This window comes from uncultured Fibrobacter sp. (assembly GCF_946062555.1).
In the GTDB taxonomy this organism is placed as follows: Bacteria; Fibrobacterota; Fibrobacteria; order Fibrobacterales; family Fibrobacteraceae; genus Fibrobacter.
This window is the reverse complement of the sequence record NZ_CAMGVQ010000022.1, coordinates 1-17781: the sequence shown is the minus strand read 5'-3', so window position 1 is coordinate 17781 and position 17781 is coordinate 1. Positions and strand designations below refer to the sequence as shown.

Genomic DNA, 17781 nt, shown 5'->3' with positions numbered 1-17781 from the left:
TCATCCTTCAGTTTTTAATGCCGGGGGAGGGAATCGAACCCTCACACTCTCGCGAGTACCGGATTTTGAGTCCGGCGCGTCTACCAATTTCACCACCCCGGCGCGGGGTTTGCACAAATATAGAACACTTTTTGCTTTTTTGCAGGGTAAATAAGAGAAAAATACCCATTTTTGTGCAATTTTACCTTTTCAGAAGGGGTTGGTATTCGATTTTCAGGGGCACGAGCTTGTTTGCGGCGAAGTCGACGGCCTGTTCCTTTGTCTCAAACCGCCCTGTTTGTACAAGGTAAAGAGTCCGTTCCGCCCGTGGCTGTTCGATGATGGCGCAGGAAATTTTCAGTTTTTTGAGGTTGGTGACGAGCAGGTCTGCGTTGGATTTTGTTCCGAAGGCGCCCAACTGGAGTGTCCAGTATTCCGGGGCGGGCTCGGCTTTGGTGACTGCAGGAACGTTTGCGGTCGGTGTAGCGGTGGCGGTCGGAACAACTGCAGGGGTGGGTTTGGGTGGCTCGGCGACCTTTGAGGGAGTACTGTCTGCCACAGGAGGTTGGACGGCTATGGTAGAGTCTTTTTTCGGAGCCGGGGCGGAAACCTTTGCGGGTTCGGCTGGGGCTACTGTGGCGGCCTTTGATTTTTGCATTGCTGCTAGCGAGTCGGGACTGTTCAGCAGGTTGCAGCGGTCATTGAGTTCGTCCGACTTTACTTTGGCTTTTACGGCCTGACACACTTTCTGGAGAACGACGGCCTGGTGCGGGCGCGAAGTCTCTATGGCCTGGATCAAGTCTTCGGCAGCCTTGTCGTATTTGCCAAGGTAGAGCCTGAACTGGGCGCTCGTCATCATGAGGTCGGCGTAGATGGCGCGTTGCGGATTGGTCGTCTGGATGAGGCTGTCGAGGCGCTTGCCTGCAATTTTGAACGACTGGGCGCTTCCCGTTTGCGAAAGGGCGAGAACGTTCCACAGGTAGCATTCGGCACGCCGGGAATCTGACTCCTTTGGACATGCGGCTTCGTATGCTGCGGCGGCTTCTTTCCAGTTTCCTGCAACGTAGGCCTTGTGTGCATCTGCCATCGACTGCGCAAATGCACTTGCTGCAAAAACAGAAAGCAATGCAAACGCAATCCCGCGAATATTCCAAAACTTCATACTCATCGCCTCGCACTTCTCACTACACATTCCACACTCCACACCTCACTACACATTCCACACCCCACACTTCACACCCCACACTTCACACCTCGCACTTCTCACAACACATTCCACACTCCACACCTCACACTTCACACTTCACACCAGCGTTCCTCGTATCGTCCATCCGCGAATGTCGTCCAGCTTCACCTTCACGTAGTCGCCGGGCTTTACGATTTGGCCAACTTCCGGCTTGAACACCACCTTCTTGAAGTTGTCGGTGCGGCCACGCATTTCCGTTTCGTCGCGCACGGAGTTCTTTTCTACCAGCAGTTCCTCGGTGCGGCCCAGCATCATCTGGTTACGCTTGAGGGTAATGGCGTTCTGCAGTTCCACCAGGCGCGTGTGGCGCTCGTTCTTTTCGGCCTCGGTGAGCGTCTCCGCTTCCTTGTACGATTCCGTGCCCTTGCGCGGGCTGTAGATGAACATGAAGGCGCTGTCGAACTGGCACTGTTCAAATGCCTTGAGCGTCTGCTCGAAGTCCTCTTCCGTTTCGCCCACGAATCCGCAAATCACGTCCGTCGAAATCCCGTAGAACGGGTCGTGGCTCCGCAGCTGCTCGATAATCGAGAGGTACTGCTCCATGTTGTGCTGGCGGCGCATCTTCTTGAGCATGGCGTCGGAGCCGCTCTGGATGGGGATGTGCGCGTAGTGGCAAACCTTCGGGTTGTTCAGCAGCACGTCGATGAGTTCGTTCGTGTAGTGTCTCGGGTGCGGGCTCGTGAATCTGATGCGTCGGATGCCCCCGATTTCAGAAACCTTCGTAAGCAGGTCCGCAAAATTGCCACCTTCCGTCTTGTAGGCGTTCACCGTCTGGCCAAGGAGCGTCACCTCGGTAATGCCCTTGTCGGCCGCCTTGCGCACTTCGGCAAGAACATCTTCCATGTCGCGGTATTTTTCTGGCCCGCGAAGATACGGCACAATACAGTAGCTGCAGCGCTTGTTGCAACCGCGCTGGATAGCGACGAAGGTGCTGAAGTCGTTCTGGAGTTTCGCGTATTCGCCCAGGTAGTTCTCGCTCAGGTCCTCGTCGACGAACATCTTGTGGTGCGTCTGGTGCAATGGACTTTTGGCATCGCCCAGCAGCAACTCCGGAATTTTCTTGTACTGGTCCGGGCCCACAATGTAACTCACGTTCGGCAGGCGCTTCAAAAGTTCCGGCCCGCGATTCTTCGCCATGCAGCCGCAAACGACCACCTTCACGTCGGGGTTCTTCTTGTTCAGGTATTTGAGCTTGCTGATGTTCGCGATGGCGGTTTCCTCGGCCTTCTCGCGCACGCTGCAGGTGTTCACGATGATAAAGTCGGCATCTTCCTGGTTGCTCGTCTCGACGCAACCGCACATGTCGAGCTCCTGGGCAATCATCGCCGAGTCATACTCGTTCATCTGGCAGCCGTATGTGGCCAAGTGATATTTTTTCATGCGGGTAAAGATAGCATTTTTAGTTGGCAGAACTTAGAACTTAGAGCTTAGAAAAGTCATTCTGGAGCGCAGCGATAGAATCTTTTTTATGAAAGGGGGAGGTGTCCCCCTGCCTGCAGCCTTGCCCCTTCTGCGTCATCCTGGAGCTATGAAATGGCGACGGGATCCATACTTTTCATTCCACAGCGTGATAAGGGCAAGTCTTCCGTCACCCCCTCGCCTAAGGGGCTCCGCCCCCTAACACCCCCGAATGCACTTTTTCAACCCACTTTTGTGCGTTTGAATACACTTTTTCAAGGGAGTTTTTGAAAAAATGGCGTTTTCAGGTGAAAATCGCCATTCGTGCTTGTGCGAATTGTCATGCCGGGCTTGACCCGACATCTCCCTTTTCATTCCTAATTATGTATATTTTTCATTGACATAGCCCTGAACTGCAAGGTGAAGGGCGACCGGTTTTAGAGTAATTTGCTCTTATTCTCGCGTCCTTAAAACACGACCAAAGTTTTACGCAATAAGAATAAGGCTTACAACGCACACCCGAATTAGGGCGTGGGTCGTTTGCTTGTTTTGCGTAGGGCTTCTTGGTCGTTGCCTAAGGACGAACAGGTATTCGATACCACGCTTTTTTTGTTTTATCGAATATTGAGGGTAGGAACAAAGACAAACGTTTTTGCTCCCGTTCTTGCGTCCTTAAAATACGACCAAATTTTTAACGCAGCAGGAATTGGACAAATGGGACTCACCTCATTGGGGTGAGTTCTATTTGGGCATTCTCTTGTCGAAGCACATCGATGTTTCGTGAACAGAAGTGAAAACAGAACATTTCACCTGTTCCGTAGGAACATCGAGGCGTTATGGCTTCTGGCAAGAATGCACTTCGTGTGCTTTCTCTGTTCTCCGGCTGCGGAGGACTCGATCTTGGGCTTGAGGGTGGCTTTACCACTCTCAGGAAATCTGTTAATGAAAAAATCCATCCGGATTGGATTGAAGAGAATATCAACCGAAATTTCGTTCGCCTGAATAAGAATCGGTTTCAGACTGTTTTTGCAAATGACATCCTGTCCTGTGCGCAAAAGGCGTGGAACCACTTCTTCGGCAACAGAAAGAAAATCGAAGGGATATACAGAGTAGAATCCATTGTGGATCTAGTCAAGAAGAGTAAATCGGGTGAATTCCAATTCCCTAAAAATATAGACGTTGTCACAGGCGGTTTCCCTTGTCAGGATTTCTCAGTTGCAGGAAAACGTCTTGGGTTTGATTCTGCCAAAAGTCACAATGGTGTAAACGAAGAACACGCTGAAAATGAATCTAGAGGAACCCTGTATCTTTGGATGAAACAGGTCATCGAAATCGTCAAGCCAAAAGTTTTTATAGCTGAAAACGTAAAAGGTCTCGTTTCATTAGGCGACGCCAAGAAGATTATTGAAACCGATTTTCGCAACATCGACAAAGGGTATTGCGTTGTCGATGCTCAGGTCTTGAAGGCATGGGAATACGGCGTTCCTCAAAGTCGCGAGCGTGTTGTTTTCATTGGCATTTCTAGAAAGTACGCAAATCCCAAAATTCTTGCCGACATAGAAAGGAACTCCGAAAAATCGCCATATTATCCGTACCCGATAAAGACGCATGGAGACGGTCTTCAAAAAATCGTCACCTGCAAGGATGCCTTCGTTGGGTTGAAAGAGCCTGACGAAAGCTCAGATGCAGCACAACAATCTTATTCAAAAGCGAAATACTATGGCAAAATGCAGGGCAGCTCCGAAATCGATATGGACGGTGTCGGTCCGACAATCCGAAGCGAACATCATGGCAATATTGAATATCGCAGGTTGAGCGAAGAACATGGCGGAAAGATTTCATCTGAATTGAACAAAGGATTGCAGGAACGTCGCTTAAGTGTTCGTGAATGCGCAAGAATTCAGACGTTCCCCGATGATTATGAATTCATCTTTAACGACGGAACCAATAAAGTCAATTCATCTGATGCCTATAAAGTCATCGGGAATGCGGTCCCACCTTTGCTTGGTTACTCAATTGGGAAAAGACTTGAATCTCTTTGGAATGATTTGTTCGGAGAATAATTATGTCCATTTCCGTTGGCGAAAAATTAATTTGTGACCCAAGGACGTTGGAGAATTTCAATAATCTGCTCTCGTGTGCGAAAGAACGATTGCAGAGGGATTCATCTCGATTTGCTAGCGGTGATTTTTGGAAGATTTTTGAAGGTGAGGTATGCAAAGCTCTAGACAAGTCAAAAGATTTTGTTGGGGTTCCCGATTGGAATATTGAATATATTGGCGGTCATAAATTTCCTGATATTGTCGCAAGAATCAACAAAAATCAAGCTTTGGGCATAGAAGTCAAAACACTCAGTACTCGAAATGATTCATGGAAGGTAATGGGAGGAAGCATCATGGAATCTACAAGGATCCCTGATGTCAGCAGAATCCATGTATTTTGCGGCAAGCAAAACCCTTTTGAAATTAAATACCGCTCGTTTGAGGATTGCGTAGAAGATGTTGCCGTTACGCATAGTCCTCGCTATATGCTGGATATGAATGTTTCAAGAGAAAAATCTCTTTTTAAGAGATTGGGTAAATCATATGATGAAATCCGTCATATGAAAAATCCTTTTGATGCGTTCAGAACCTATATGGTCGATTCTAAAATGAAGCGTAACGCAACAAGTGATGGTGAAGACTTATGGTGGTTTAGCCCAAGTATAGATGAATTTTCAAAACTTGATTTAGCGGAAGAAAAATTCGCAAGTTCACTTGTCAACAATAAAGTGAAATTTTGGAATAAGCTTTCGGCAGATGAAAAACAAGAGATAAAAATTGAAATGCTTATCGCATCTCCGAGCGTTTTGGGGGGTGATTATGAATACGCCTGCCAATGGTTACTACAGAGAAAAGGCGTTGTTTGTCCATCATTCCGCGATAATTTTTCCGCTGGTGGTCGCACGGTCGTAAATGGGGTGAATGTCCCGCAGGTAATAGGCAAAATTAACGAATGGAAGGCTGATATTGCCAAAGCATTCAATAAAAAGGAACTTCCTCAACAATATTTTGAGCATTGGAAAACAAGAGTTTTGTCTATCGGCAAGTTTTCAAGTGCAGAAAAAGACGTCCTCAAAAAAATTGTAGCCGATATAGGGAAAAGGATTCTTCAATAAAAAGAAAGATACCAGGGTTTACTCGTTCGGCAAGAGCCTTCTAGATTTACAATTCTAGCAAGTCTAGTCGCGGCATTGTTGACAATGGCACTTTCGAAAATGTCATAATACGCTCCCTAGGCGAGAGTGTTAAAAATTTTCAAAATGTATTGCTTTTGTGCGTACAAAAATATATATTGAGTGGCATGAACAAGACTGCAAATTTATACGCTCGTATAGAGCCCGATGTTAAGGAACAGGCCGAGAACGTCCTGGAAACCCTCGGCATATCCGTTTCCAGCGCCATCAACATGTTCTACAAGCAGATTATTCTGCAACAGGGAATTCCCTTCGACGTGAAGTTGCCCAAGGCTCCAGAAAACTCCGCCAAATGGTCTAAAGAACGCCTCGATGCGGAACTCGAGAAGGGCTACAACGACATGCTGAAAGGCCGCACCCGCCCCGCCGCGATGGTCCTTTCCGATGTCAAGAAAAAATACAAGGAATTGTCAGAATGCAAAAAAGCTTAGACAAGGCTCGTAACGGTCGCGTCCTTAGACAACATATACGCGTAACTTTCTGAAGCCATCTCCGAAATCAGTAACGGAGCGCGACTAGTCGATGCGGAAAAAATCATCAGGAACTTGATGATTTCTCCCTTCCAAAGTCAACGAATCGTCCACAACAAGTAAAGTGGCAGGCTTACCGTTGAGCATCCTTCACAATCATTCACGGCGATGTTCTTGAGCGAAAGCTTGTACCCCTTTGTCGGTGCAAATTTCTTGCAGAACTGCTTGTAGCTTTTGGCTTGCGTGTTAGTAGCCGCCTTGACCTCGACTGGAACGACTTTCCCGTCATTTTCAAAGAGGAAATCAAGTTCCGCACTGTTCCCCGAGCGCCAGAAATACGGGCTTTTTTGCATGCAGAGCAGTTCGTTCAGAACATAGTTTTCTGTGACGGCACCCTTATTCGTATTGGGCGTATCGTCCATCAAGATATCCTTGTAGCCAAGCGAAAGTCTGCGGCCCAGCAGGCCGATGTCCGAAAGGTACACCTTGAAATTCGTTGCATCTGAATTTGCAGACAAGGGAACTTCTGCATTCTGCACAAGCTCAACCAAATGGACAAGCCCGGCGTTCTTAAGCCATTGTAACGCGGCCTCCAGCTCGTGTGCCCTTTTGCCGTTCTTTACATGCGAAAACATGAACTTGTTGTTTTCCTTGGCAAGTTGCTTGGGCACGGAATCCCATATCATGCGGATTTTTTCAATTTCATTTACGGGAGCGTGCTTCGAGAAATCGTCCGCATAGTCCGCAAGGATTTCATCCTGGATTTCTCCCACGGTTTCAAAATTTTTGGAGGTTGCGTACTCGTTCACCGCTTCGGGCATCCCGCCTACAACAAGGTATTCCTTCAGCAGGCGTTCCATGGGCTTTGCATAGATTTCGGGAATCGTCCGATCAATAGGCCATTCTGCAAAGAGTTCAATGTATCTTTCTTTACCGCAGGCGGTCAAGAATTCCCTGAAGTTCATCGGGAACATCTGCATGCGGTTGACTTTCCCGACAGGGAAGGAAATGTTTTCGCGACGGAGAGCAACGCCGAGCAAGGAGCCCGCGCATGCCACATGGAGTTCTCGCTTGTTCTCGCAGAAATATTTCAAGGAAGTGATTGCCCGCGGAGCTTCCTGGATTTCATCAAAAATCAGGAGCGTCTTGCCGGCCTCAATTTTGCTTTGCGTAAGCAGTTCAAGTTCCCTGACAATCCTCTCTACATCAAAGTCATAATCGAAAATGGCGGCGAACTTGTCGCTAGACTCAAAGTTGATGTAGCATACGTTATCGAAGTATTTTGCTCCGAATTCCTTTAATGTATGGGTCTTGCCGCATTGGCGAACACCCGTCAAAAGCAGGGGCTTCCGGCGCTTACTGTTTTCCCAGGCAACCAAATCTTTCAAAAATTCGCGTTTCATACCTTTAATATACAAAAGTCATAGGACTTTTGCAACAGAAATTACATTTTTTATAGGACTTTTTGTGGAATTCTCACATTTTCGGCACGAAATACAGTCCGTCATGATGTTTCGGGGCTTCCATGACCCTTTCAAAAGTCGGCATTTTGAGTCGAACGAGGCTTGTAGACGGAATTCTGCTACCGGTATCAGTCCGTGGATTATATACAAAAAAAACGGGAGAAAGACATTTTTTTGTTATACTTAAATCATGGCGAAGTTCTTACGCAAATACCTTGGGAAGTTTATTCTGATGGCCGCAGCGGCGCGGCTTGTGGCTTGTGATGCCGGTTGCTCTGATACTGAAGAATATTTGGAAATAAAATCGGTTGTGACTATTGATACGATTCTTTCTAATAGGCACTCTTACAGCAATTGTAGTTCGGATAAATGTTCTTCTTATGAAATTCCGTTTCAAAATGGATATAAAGACACCATATCTTTGAGTGTGGTTGTCTTGGGCGATACTTTGGATTATATTGTAGGTGGGAAGGATTTGAACAGTACATATATTGTTATTGATTCTGTGGAAACACCATGTGATTCTTCTTATAGCATTATTTCAAAAAGGGGCTCTGGTCATTATAGGGTGGATTCAAAAAGACTTTATTCATGCGTTTTTTATTTTGAACCCAGCTGTCCATGATTTGATAAGGGCAAAGAAAGAAACTTGATATGAATCGCCCAAAGTTTTTGCTCGCATTTTTTGCGTCCTTATTTGCCCTCCTTGTCGCTTGTGGCGATGATTCGAGCGGCTCCGGACCCGAGAATACAGAAAGCAGCGCCGTTGAAGAGTCGAATTCGTCTATAGAAGTCTCATCAAGCAGTGTAAATGGTGATTCCGGCTCAGGGGCCGGAATGACATCCTCTAACAGCGGTGACTCCGGTTCTGCGACATTCTCAGACACCACAAAAATCACCTACGCGCTCAAGCCTTTTGACGGGCCGCTTTCTAACCCGCACAAGGGCTTCACGGTGCCGACGGGTGGCGCGTGGACTTTTGTCCCGGAATTTGAATACGGCCCTTACGGTTCCCTGAATAACAGGGCGTGGGACCTGGTTTCGTACGGTTCCGGTTACCAGCAGTGGAACAAGCTAAATCCGGCTAAGGGCGTTTACGACTGGACTCCGCCCTTTGTCTATGAGATGGGCGCGAAGAAAATCCAGATTGATTTGCGCGGGACAGAATACCATGCGTACGCTCCCGTCTGGGACGATTCCATCTATATTTGGGCGGCGAAGGAGTTCGCGAAGGCCCTGGCCGAAAAATACGATGGCGACCCGCGCATCGAATACATCGATATCCGCACCTTTGGCGAGTGGGGCGAATGGCATACCTCGCACATATTGGGGAGCGTGATGCCTGCCGACTCGGTGCTGAAGGACATGCTGGACTATTATGCGTCCGTGTTCAAGAAAACCCAGCTGGTGCTGCCTTCCAACGGTTTTGGCGATGTCTATACGCATGCGCTCAACCTCGGCATTACCAAGCGCGACGACGGGTTCATTGGCATTCCCGGCAGGCCCGATACCTTGCTGCGGGCGTACAATGCGAACCTCCCGACCATCGCCGAAAACATCGCCGGTTACAAGACGATGCTGACCTACGACGACCTGATTCCCGGAGGTAGCCAGAAGTGGACTGCGGAACGCTGGGTGGATGCGATTACTACGGCGCACCTGACTTACTACGTTCTGGATCAGGACAACGACTGCGGTTACTATTTCTACAAGGACAACAAGGCGCTGGCCGATTCCATGAGCAAGGTCGTCGGGTACAACTTTACCGTGACGCGTGCGGAGTTGCTGACGATCGCGGGGGCTGATAATGCGGCATCAACTGCGGAAAACTCCGCCGACACCGCCGCAGGCAATGTTGCGACGAATACGCTGAATATTACCATCAAGAACACCGGCGTGGCGCCCTGTTTCTTCGATGTGTATTTGGTGGCAGAATTCGTGGACAGTACGGGCAAGGCGCTTGCGCAGATTGGTGAGACCGTCCGCATTCCCAAGGGTATATTCAAGGACGGCGCTTCGCAGGATTTCTCCTTTACGTATAAAGTTATGCCGAGCGCGGTTCCGGCGGGCGAGGCAAATCTTGCAACCCAGCCTGGCGTTTCCGTGGCGCTCTCCCTCTACGAGAGCGAAGATGCCTACAAAAGTGGCAAGAATCCCACCGTCCGCTTCGACAACGACGGCCTCCAAGAAAATAATAAGCTACTATTGAAATCCCGATAACGCACTCTTCTATGTCCCTTCTGCTAGCATTAATCTTCTTGGCGCTTTTCATCAGTGCGATTGTTCGTGGGCAGTTCTCTTACGGCAAGGCGGATTACAGTTTCCGCGAGCATCCGGTGCAGTTCGTAATCGTGCTGGTGTTCATCTTGGGCGTGTCGGCGCTTTGCTTTTACCGATTCCTTGTGGAAATGGAATTTGTTCGGTAAAAATTTGTCTACATTCCTTGACTAATTGTCCACACTTTTGTTTTTACAATAGAATTTTTTCCTTTTTTTAGAGATATTTTTTAAGGGAAAAGCTGAAAAAGGAGCTCTTATGAAAAAAAGTGTTTGGGAATCATTGGCTCTCGCCTGCGCCTTTGCCGTTTCGGCGAACGCCTTTACGGTATCGGGCAAGGTGAGCGATGAACAAGGGAAAACGGTAAGTGGCGCAGCGGTAAAGTTACTGCAGAAAGGGCTAGAAACTACTACCGACGACAACGGCGAATTTACCTTGCATCAGGATGAATCTGCCGATACGGATGCTCTTCCTGGAGCTAGTTTGGGACGTGTTCTGCCGGGTTACATTAGCGTGAATAACGGCATCCTTTCGTTCTCTCAGCGTTCAAGCGAACCCGTTCAGGTGCAAATTTTTGACATGATGGGTAACCGCCTTTTGAAGGAAACGCTTTATGGTTCGGGGAGTCTCGATTTGCAGGCCTGTGTCAAGGCTCAGGGGGCTTACTATGCTCTTGTCAAAATCGGGAGTGTCCAGCGCAATATCCGCTTTACCTCGCAAGGAAACTACGGAGCCGCTTTTGGTGGCAAGTCGGCAAGTGTTGCAAATGCCCTTAAAAAGACAAATGATACTGACGATCTCCGCGTGATTGCCGATGGCTTTGATACATTGACTGTAAAACTTGCGAATCTCGACACGAACCTGGTGCTAACGCTTACGAAACCTGAGCCGCAGTATGCCTATGGATGGGGCCTCAAGAACGATCCTGTACCTACGCGTGGTTGCGGCAAGGATACAAGACTTGATTACAAGTATCGCGGCGACAAGCCATATATCGAATTCAAGTGGAGCAAGGGTACGCGCACGGTGCGTCTTGACATTCCGAAGAACTACGACAAGAATAAACCGTACAAACTCATTTTCGGCATGCAGTGCATGGGCGGCTGGGCCGGTGGCGTGCAGGATGAAGGTTACTATGGCCTGAAACCGCTCGATACAGACAATTCCGCCATCTTCGTTGCTCCGGAAGGCAATGGTAACCAGGCCCCGTGGGGTCAGGACGACTACTTGCTTTTTGATGAACTCCTTGCATACTTCGAAGGCAATTTCTGCATCGACTCTTCTCGCGTGTTCTCAACGGGCTTTAGTTACGGTTCCATGTTCAGTAATGGTCTCTCCTGGAACCATCAGGATGTGCTCCGCGCCGTGGCTGTATACGAAACTGCCGAACGCAATATCTGGCTCCCGCAGCGCAAGCAGATGGGTATCGGCTGGATGGGCGTGCTCGGCTTGCAAGACAACCTTTGCACTCCGACAATGGGGCGCGCCGCTCGCGATATTATTTTGGAGCTCAATTCCGAAGGTGGCAAGGCCAAGAATGAACATGCCCAGGAATATAGCGGCAACGGTCCGCACGTGTGCTACGACTATACCACGGTTGAAGAACGTTTCCCGGTTCGCTGGTGCACGCAGAACGGCGGGCATATCTGGGACCATAAGGATCCGGGCCAGCAGCAGTCCTGGGTTCCGAAGGCTACTTGGGATTTCTTCAACAAGTTCTAAAAAATTCCTATAACACACCCCCAAAAGCGTCGTTCGGTTTAATGCAGGATGGCGCTTTTTCTGTAAAGCATGTTATCTGTTCATTACATAGGCCTAATGGGATATGTTCTTTTCTAAATTTGGCGCTGTTGCGGAATTGGTTTTCTATGCTTTCTAAAAAATCCCTTGTTGTTTTTGATCTTGATGGTACCTTGTTCAATACTCTCGGCGACCTTGCCGTGGCGGTGAATTATGCGCTCCGCCATTTTGGCTTGCCGGAACATTCCGAGGAACAGGTCCGTAGCTTTATTGGGAACGGTTCCATGAAACTGATCGAACGGAGCATGGGGGAGGCCGCGCTCTCTGAAAATATCGCCCGCGCGGGGGTGACTGTCGAAAAGGTTCACAAAGTTTATTCAGATTTCTATTGGGAGCATTGCACGGAACGCACTCGCCCAGTACCAGGAATTGTCGAGTTCCTCAACCGCAGTAAGGTCCGGGTGGCCTTGCTTACGAACAAGCCGCTTCGCCCGACTGAAAAGATTCTTGAGCATTTTGGGCTCCGTAACCGATTCGAATTCGTTCTTTGCGGCGACACGGCGCCCGAACGCAAGCCTAGTCCGGCAGGACTTCAAAAAATCATCGAAATGGCCCATGTCTCCCGTGAAGATACTGTCATGGTGGGAGATGACCAACCTGATATCTTGGCCGCCCGTGACGCGGGCACCGATTGCGTGACTCTCCTTTGCGGCTTCGGAAAACCGGTGAATCTTCTGTCGCTTGAACCTGACAATGTCGTTCTCAGCTATGCAGAATTATGCCAGCTTCTGCGTAGGATTGTCTAAGGGAATTTTGTATATTATACCTATGAATTTTAAAACAGTTGCTATTGCAGCGGCTTTCTTTTTTTCGACTGCCGCCATGGCCGACGAGGCTATCCGCTTTGTTCCCGAAAATTATCCTATCGGAGTCCTGAACCAGGGCGATGTCAAGCATATCGTGCTCAAGGGAGCGAATACGACCGGCAGTGAAATTGTCCTAGAGAATGTGTTCGGACAGGGCAATGGAATGTCGAACTTCAAGTTCCCGAACAAGATTCCTGCCAAGGGAACCGTAACGATTGAATTCGACCTGAGTACTGCCGACATGGAAGGCCAAATCAACCCTGTGGTCGTGCTGGTCGATACGACGGGCAAGCCTTACACTGCGAATATGGACGGCATCGTGAAAGTTCCGTTCTTCTTCGGCGAAAAACTCTTTGATGCAGGGTATTATGCCAAGGGCGAAAAACGCGAATGGACTTTCTATGTGTGGGAGACCGACAAGAAAAATCGCCCCGATTTGACACTTGATCCCGAATCGGCCAAGCAGTTCAAGATGTCTGCCAAACCCGTGATGTTGAATGTTGACAAGCTTGACAAGATCAAGGAAGGCGGCAAGGTTCCGGGACTCAAGGTGACCCTTGCGACCAACGGCCTTTCCCGTGAAGGTTGGGAACTTAAGCAGAAGAGTATCCGCAAGATAGTCTCGTTCAAGAGCAAAAAGTATCCGAAGGCAACACCAGAGGTTCTGATTGTCGGTTATTGGAAGTAAAAATTTGGCTTTTTTGAGGCGTTAGCCTTGCAAAAAAGCTAATTTTTATCTAATTTTGACCCACCAAAGATCCAACGGGATGTAGCTCAGCCTGGTAGAGCGCTTGAATGGGGTTCAAGAGGTCGCTGATTCGAATTCAGTCATCCCGATAAAAAACACCGCGTTTACGCGGTGTTTTTTTGCATTCCGAAAAATTTTAGTGCCAAGGGAACTCAAAACCTGCTTGCGTTCTGGCGTGCCCGTTGCCATTATCCGCTAACTCGGGAGATCTTGCTTGTCCGACGTGTCGTTGATATAGTCCAGACTTACCTGGAAATTTTCCGTCTTGGAACCTTCGGAGTTCTTTTTCAGGGCGGCAAGTTCGATGGCGGCAGCCTCGTAGTCCGCGTTCGTCACCCATTCCGGTTTCCATACGATGACGCGATTTCGACCGCTTTCCTTACCTTGGTACAGCGCCTTGTCTGCCATCTGGATGCTTCGGTCGGCTCCAAGACGGTCGTCGTATTTGGCGATACCCAGCGTAATCGTGATCTTGATGTTGAAGTCGGCATAGCGGACGGTCATCTTTTCGATCTGCTTGCGGAAGCGTTCGGCGACGACGGCCGCCCCTTCCAAATCCGTCTCGGGGAGAAGGGTCAGGAATTCTTCGCCACCGTAGCGGGCGAAAACGTCGTACTTGCGAAGCTGACCGCGGATCGTCTGTGCGACCGATTTCAGGATAACGTCACCGCAGGCATGGCCGTAGGTGTCGTTGATGTTCTTGAAGTGGTCAATGTCGATAAAGATAAAGCAGAAAGGCTTGTGGGTGCGTTGCACGCGTCCGACTTCGTTTGCAATCGTCTCGTTCATGTCGCGACGGTTGGGAAGTCCCGTCAGTTCGTCGGTCTTGGAAATCAGGTCGAGTTTCTTGTTGGCTTCTTCCAAGTCCTTGGTGCGTTCACGGACTTCCTGTTCAAGGATATCCCTGTGAGCATTCAGTTCGCCAATCTGACGCTTGATGGTGCTGTGCATTATGTTGAATGCCTTGCCCAGCTGTCCGATTTCGTCGTAGCGAGTTCCGACATCGATTTCCCGGATGTCCAGGTTGCCCTGGGTAATCTGCTTGATGTGCAGGATAAGCTTGTTCAGCGGAACGCCCAGGATGTAGAACATCCATGTGGCGATAATCAGGATAATGAGAATTGAAACAATCAGGATTGCGATGCTTGCCTGTGTTGCCGATGAAATCAGCTCGTCAATTTCGCGCTTGGGTTGGAATGATATGAGGGCGAAATCGTAAGTGGAATTGTAGTTGATGTTCAACAGGTACGATTCGTCGTCTTTCAGTTTGAAGAACTTTGCCTTGTCAATCTTGTAATTGCGCGGGTTGATGTCTTCCAATCCCAATTCGGAAATCTTGTGGACGTCGGTCATCCATTTCTTCAAATCAGGATGGTAGAGAATTTCTCCGTTTCCGTTGATAGCGACTAGGAAGCCTTTCTTGCCGATGGTGTAATCAGGAAAGTTCGTCCAGAGTCTGCGGAGTGAAAAACTGGCAACAAGGCTTCCGTCACCGCCGTTGCGGTTCGAAATGGTGATGCCGAATAGTCGTTTGGGCGGAGCGTCCTTGGAATCCCTAAACCAAGGGGTGATGTAGGGACGGTGTGGCGTGATTCGTGCAAATTCAATGGGGTATGCAGGATCAGTCTGCAGACCGACCATGGAATTGTCGCAAACGAAATGAGTGTCCTTGTCGTACAAGGTAATGACTTCGCCCGAAATGAATAGAGATGAAATGTTATAGCTCTTGAGGTAACTGGCTGCGATTGTCGGGTCCATGCTCTGAATTTCGGAGGTCTTGGCGAGCAAAGTAAGCCTTTCTCCAAACTGTTTCATCTCGAGGCTCGACATATTGGCAATCTGGTTTAGCTGTGCTTCGTTGTTGTTGAAGCTCCAGTCCAGCATCAGGTCTGTTTGCTTATTATTGAAAATGATGATACTCCCCGTGACCACAAGGGTCATGGAGACTATCAGCACTAGCAAAACCTTAAAGACGATGCTTCGTGAAAAACCAGAAAAGGAACCGATAGGCATGAAATTACCTTAAGTGCTTATTTTTTCTTCTTGCGGAAAAAGGCGAACAGGAAGCCGAGAACAAGCATGGCCACAAATACGAACGGCGCTTTCTTCAGGTTGGCGTCGGCCACGCTCGTTGTCGTATCCTTGGCGGAACTGCTCGTCTTTTCTTCAAGGGGCGTATTGACTTTGTTCCAGTTCTCCTTGAATTCGGCGAGGGTCATGAAACTGGCCGTGGGGTAGTTCAGTTTCTTGTCAATTTCAATGGTGTACTGTTTGAATATTTCATACAGCTTGTCTTCGGAGTAGAGCGACGGAATTTCCATCTGTTCCCAGATGGTGCTGAACATGGATACGAACTGTTGTTCCAGTTCTCCCCATACGGGAATCGGAACGTAAGTGCGTCCAGTTTCGAGGGCGATAGTCAAAGTCTTGTAATCTTCGTCCTTGGCCCATTCCTGCAAGACTTTCTTGGAGGGCGGCAACAGACCGATCTGCTTGGTATAGGCGTCCAGGTTTTCGTCGTTGACTAGGAACAGCAAGAGGTCGAGGGCTTCCTTGCGGTTGTTGCTCGAAGGAATGGCGAGGTTCGATCCTCCGATAAAGCTTACACTGCCATTGGAACCTTGGGGAATCGGGAGCACCAAGACGCTATCGCTACCGATGCGTGCATTGGAAAGGCCGCCCTGGTTACCATGGATGCGGGTCTGCATCACGATTTCGGAGGTATTGACGATAAAGGCCAGTTCACCGTTGTTGAACTGCTGGGCAATCTGGGCCGTGTTTGATTGCAGGGCTTCGGGCATGACTAGCGAGTCCATCACGAAATGCAGGTAGCTTGCGATACCGAGCAATGTTTCTTTGGAAAGAATGTTGGCATGCCAGCCGGCACTGTCTTTTTGGATAAATGATCCGCCGTTGCTCCAGATCCATGGGGCAAAGTTGTGCGGGATGTTCCAGTCACTCTTGCCCGGGAAAGCGTAACCGCGGACATGGGCTCCGTCTTCCAAAATTTCATTGGCTTCGTTGACCTTGCGGATGGCGTTCCTGAAACCGTCGTAGCTCCTGACCGATTCCCTGGTGATGCCGTATTTCTTAAGGATTCTCTTGTTGGCGAGAACCGGACGGATGTCGATGAACCAAGGTACGGAGTAGATGATGGAGTCTGAATCGATATGCGTTGTATTCCAGCTGACGGGGACGAACCGCGCCGGCTGGATTTCGCTGAGGTGTTCGTTCAAGGGCTTGATTTCGTTGCGGGAGGCGAAATAGGGTATCCAGGTGGTTCCCAACTGGACGACATCGGGGGCTCCGTCCCGCTGGTTAGCCAGTGCCTGCGTGATGCGGTTCCAGGCTTCACCCCAGTCCAGCACTTGCACCTTGGTCGGGATGCCGGTCTTTTTGGTAAACAATTCAAGTCTTTTTTCTAGAGTCTCTTGAGGGGAGGCTCCGTTCGGCATAATCCAAATAGTTAACGGCTTGGGAGCCGCCATGGCGGTTGCCGTTGCAAAAAGAGCTGCAAATACAGAAAGCTTCATCTTGTTCGTCATGTTACCCATTATCACTCCTTTAGTCCTTTCAAATCTTATTCAAAAGGTATATCTCTAAAATAAAAAAAATTTTCGTTATCTGAAATCCGTCACTAAAATATAATATTGATTTGCGAATAATCTTTAGCTTTGTAAACAAAAGCAAACGTTTTTTTTTGTCGAAAATTTGGAAAAAAGGACGCAAATGTGTTGCTAACCTGTTGTTTTAGTTATATTTCCCGCTGTCCAAAAGACGCTAAAACAATCCTAAGGAGTAAAAAAAATGAAAAAAGGTATTGTCACCCTTCTCTGCGCCGGTATGATTGTTCTTTCCGGTTGCTATGGCAAAAACGCTTGCTTCAACAAGCTTCATGACTGGAACGGCACCCTCGGTGACAAGTGGATCAACTCCATTGTCCACTTCATCCTGTTCTGGTTGCCGGTGTACGGCATCTGCCTGTTCCTCGTGGACGGCCTCGTGTTGAACACCATCGAATTCTGGACCGGCTCCAACCCGCTCGCTTCCGGTGATTCCTACTTCGAAAAGGACGCCCAGGGCAACACCATTGCCGCTGTGAAGAATGAAGACGGTTCTATGTCCGTGGAACTGACCACTGCCAAGGGTGAAAAGGCCAACCTGACCCTTCAGCGTGACGAAAATGTTGTTCGCGCTCTCGACAACGAAGGCAACGTCGTTGCTCAGTACGAAATCGAAAAGTAATCCGAATCGGTTTCTTGGTTCTAGGTGCTCCGGTTTTTTCCGGGGCATTTTTTGCAGGTGTTTTATTGTCCAAAAAATGGTTAAAACCCTGCACTTTCAGTGCAGCGACTTTCA

The 17781-nt window shown here is 48.8% G+C and carries 15 protein-coding genes and 2 tRNA genes; 11 read left to right on the top strand and 6 right to left on the bottom strand.

All coding sequences use genetic code 11. From position 1 onward, the window contains the following. Positions 1-18: 18 nt before the first annotated feature. The 3 genes from Q0P86_RS08330 to miaB form a co-directional block, all read right to left on the bottom strand. Positions 19-102, bottom strand: a tRNA-Leu gene (locus tag Q0P86_RS08330). Positions 103-181: 79 nt separating this feature from the next. Beyond that, positions 182-1141, bottom strand: a complete 960-nt coding sequence (locus Q0P86_RS08325) for an SPOR domain-containing protein (protein ID WP_295038769.1) — start codon at positions 1139-1141, stop codon at positions 182-184. 141 nt (positions 1142-1282) lie between these two features. Then, complete coding sequence (miaB, locus tag Q0P86_RS08320; RefSeq protein ID WP_295038766.1) at positions 1283-2605, bottom strand: tRNA (N6-isopentenyl adenosine(37)-C2)-methylthiotransferase MiaB; 1323 nt, start codon at positions 2603-2605, stop codon at positions 1283-1285. A gap of 854 nt (positions 2606-3459) precedes the next feature. Here miaB and Q0P86_RS08315 point away from each other — a divergent pair. The 3 genes from Q0P86_RS08315 to Q0P86_RS08305 all read left to right on the top strand — a co-directional run bounded on the left by Q0P86_RS08315 (position 3460) and on the right by Q0P86_RS08305 (position 6289). Further along, entirely contained in the window at positions 3460-4686 is a 1227-nt protein-coding gene (locus Q0P86_RS08315; RefSeq protein ID WP_295038764.1) for a DNA cytosine methyltransferase, read from the top strand. 2 nt (positions 4687-4688) lie between these two features. Beyond that, on the top strand, positions 4689-5780 hold the full coding sequence (locus Q0P86_RS08310; RefSeq protein ID WP_295038762.1) for a hypothetical protein: 1092 nt from the start codon (positions 4689-4691) through the stop codon (positions 5778-5780). Positions 5781-5965: 185 nt separating this feature from the next. Then, entirely contained in the window at positions 5966-6289 is a 324-nt protein-coding gene (locus Q0P86_RS08305) for a type II toxin-antitoxin system RelB/DinJ family antitoxin (RefSeq protein ID WP_295038760.1), read from the top strand. A 137-nt stretch (positions 6290-6426) separates the two neighbouring features. Here the strand turns inward: Q0P86_RS08305 and Q0P86_RS08300 are convergent, their stop codons facing one another. Beyond that, positions 6427-7731 (bottom strand): AAA family ATPase, encoded by a 1305-nt coding sequence (locus Q0P86_RS08300; RefSeq protein WP_295038758.1) that lies wholly within the window; start codon positions 7729-7731, stop codon positions 6427-6429. 250 nt (positions 7732-7981) lie between these two features. On the opposite strand from Q0P86_RS08300, the gene Q0P86_RS08295 reads away from it, so the two are divergent. The 7 genes from Q0P86_RS08295 (at position 7982) to Q0P86_RS08265 (ending at position 13511) form a co-directional block, all read left to right on the top strand. Continuing rightward, positions 7982-8416 (top strand): hypothetical protein, encoded by a 435-nt coding sequence (locus Q0P86_RS08295; RefSeq protein WP_295038756.1) that lies wholly within the window; start codon positions 7982-7984, stop codon positions 8414-8416. 29 nt (positions 8417-8445) lie between these two features. Next, on the top strand, positions 8446-10011 hold the full coding sequence (locus Q0P86_RS08290; protein ID WP_295038754.1) for a hypothetical protein: 1566 nt from the start codon (positions 8446-8448) through the stop codon (positions 10009-10011). An 11-nt stretch (positions 10012-10022) separates the two neighbouring features. Beyond that, positions 10023-10217: a hypothetical protein gene (locus tag Q0P86_RS08285; protein ID WP_290994151.1), complete on the top strand. Its 195-nt coding sequence runs from the start codon at positions 10023-10025 to the stop codon at positions 10215-10217. Positions 10218-10326: 109 nt separating this feature from the next. Then, on the top strand, positions 10327-11790 hold the full coding sequence (locus tag Q0P86_RS08280) for an esterase (RefSeq protein WP_290994153.1): 1464 nt from the start codon (positions 10327-10329) through the stop codon (positions 11788-11790). A 146-nt stretch (positions 11791-11936) separates the two neighbouring features. Continuing rightward, on the top strand, positions 11937-12614 hold the full coding sequence (locus Q0P86_RS08275) for an HAD family hydrolase (RefSeq protein WP_290994155.1): 678 nt from the start codon (positions 11937-11939) through the stop codon (positions 12612-12614). A 22-nt stretch (positions 12615-12636) separates the two neighbouring features. Next, positions 12637-13362, top strand: a complete 726-nt coding sequence (locus tag Q0P86_RS08270) for a hypothetical protein (RefSeq protein ID WP_290994157.1) — start codon at positions 12637-12639, stop codon at positions 13360-13362. Positions 13363-13437: 75 nt separating this feature from the next. Further along, a tRNA-Pro gene (locus tag Q0P86_RS08265) sits at positions 13438-13511 on the top strand. Positions 13512-13617: 106 nt separating this feature from the next. Here Q0P86_RS08265 and Q0P86_RS08260 read toward each other — a convergent pair. Both Q0P86_RS08260 and Q0P86_RS08255 read right to left on the bottom strand, forming a co-directional pair. After that, complete coding sequence (locus tag Q0P86_RS08260; protein ID WP_295038751.1) at positions 13618-15435, bottom strand: diguanylate cyclase; 1818 nt, start codon at positions 15433-15435, stop codon at positions 13618-13620. Between the two features lie 17 nt (positions 15436-15452). After that, entirely contained in the window at positions 15453-16976 is a 1524-nt protein-coding gene (locus tag Q0P86_RS08255; RefSeq protein ID WP_295038749.1) for an extracellular solute-binding protein, read from the bottom strand. Between the two features lie 253 nt (positions 16977-17229). Between Q0P86_RS08255 and Q0P86_RS08250 the strand changes: the two genes are divergently transcribed. Further along, a complete protein-coding gene (locus Q0P86_RS08250; RefSeq protein ID WP_290994164.1) occupies positions 17230-17667 on the top strand; it encodes a DUF3332 family protein in 438 nt (145 codons plus the stop codon). Positions 17668-17781 lie beyond the last annotated feature (114 nt).